This is a genomic window from Olsenella profusa F0195 (assembly GCF_000468755.1).
Taxonomy (GTDB): domain Bacteria; phylum Actinomycetota; class Coriobacteriia; order Coriobacteriales; family Atopobiaceae; genus Olsenella_F; species Olsenella_F profusa.
The window spans coordinates 1-558 of the sequence record NZ_AWEZ01000042.1 but is presented as its reverse complement, the minus strand read 5'-3'; the positions used below and the strand labels follow the sequence as shown (position 1 = coordinate 558).

The window sequence follows — 558 nt, the reverse complement described above, 5'->3', positions numbered from 1 at the left end:
GGCAAGCGGCTGCCCGCGTACCTCCGCCCCGAGGACAAGCCGGGCACCGAGCCCGACCACGGGGGCAGCGGCTACCGCTGCGACGGCGGCATAGGCCATCCCTGGGACGGCTCCGGGGACGTCTCCACCTCCCCGGACAGGGAAGGGAGCTGCGTCACGGTCGGAGTGACCGATGACGGCATGGCAGGCCTCATATGCTACTCCGGCTACGGCGTGACGCCCGATGGCACCGAGTGCTACCTATCCGTTGACTTGTATTACCAGGAGGCCACCGCCACGCTCTCGTGGGAAGAGAACTATCGCCTGCGGGACCCGGGCGCCGAAACATCCCGCCAGGTCACCAGACAAGAATGGCTCGGCGCCACGGGGGTGGGCGGCGCGGCCCTCGACGCGTGGGTTGACCGGGCCTTCGGGCTCGCCCTCGGGGGCTGGATCGATACGAACGCCGGCCGGGGCGGACGGTTCTCGCGTACCTCCCTCGGGGAGTTCGGGCTCTCCAAGAAGGACGTCTCCGACGTCGAGGAGGGAAACGGGCGCGCCAGCATGGAGCGCTTCCTG

1 protein-coding gene is annotated in these 558 nt (G+C 69.7%); it reads left to right on the top strand.

Features of this window, described 5'->3' with window-relative positions; genetic code table 11:
• A partial coding sequence (locus HMPREF1316_RS14385) for a hypothetical protein (protein ID WP_021725760.1) occupies positions 1–558 on the top strand: 558 nt, incomplete at both ends.